Source organism: Limosilactobacillus reuteri subsp. porcinus, from assembly GCF_036621895.1.
In the GTDB taxonomy this organism is placed as follows: domain Bacteria; phylum Bacillota; class Bacilli; order Lactobacillales; family Lactobacillaceae; genus Limosilactobacillus; species Limosilactobacillus reuteri_J.
On sequence record NZ_LN887321.1, the window covers coordinates 1 to 281 of the forward strand.

Here is a 281-nt window from a genome sequence, read left to right on the forward strand (position 1 = left end):
CAAAACATCCTAGTTCCAGTTGATGGCTCTCAGGAATCAGAATTTGCATTGCATCGTGCAATCGCAATTGCAAAGCGTAATGGTGCCCATATAGATATTTTAAACGTAATTGATACACGAGCAATGGCTTATAACTTTGCTGGTATGTCAGATGGAAGTATTGCTTACCAGTTAGTTGATAAGTCAAAGCAATACCTTGATGAATTGTTGAAGACTGCCAAGGATAAGGATGGTTTTGACAATCTTGACATTCATATCCGTCTTGGTAATCCAAAGACAAT

1 protein-coding gene is annotated in these 281 nt (G+C 38.1%); it reads left to right on the forward strand.

The window, feature by feature from the left end:
• A partial coding sequence (locus tag AACL61_RS01020) for a universal stress protein (RefSeq protein WP_339110853.1) occupies positions 1-281 on the forward strand: 281 nt, incomplete at both ends.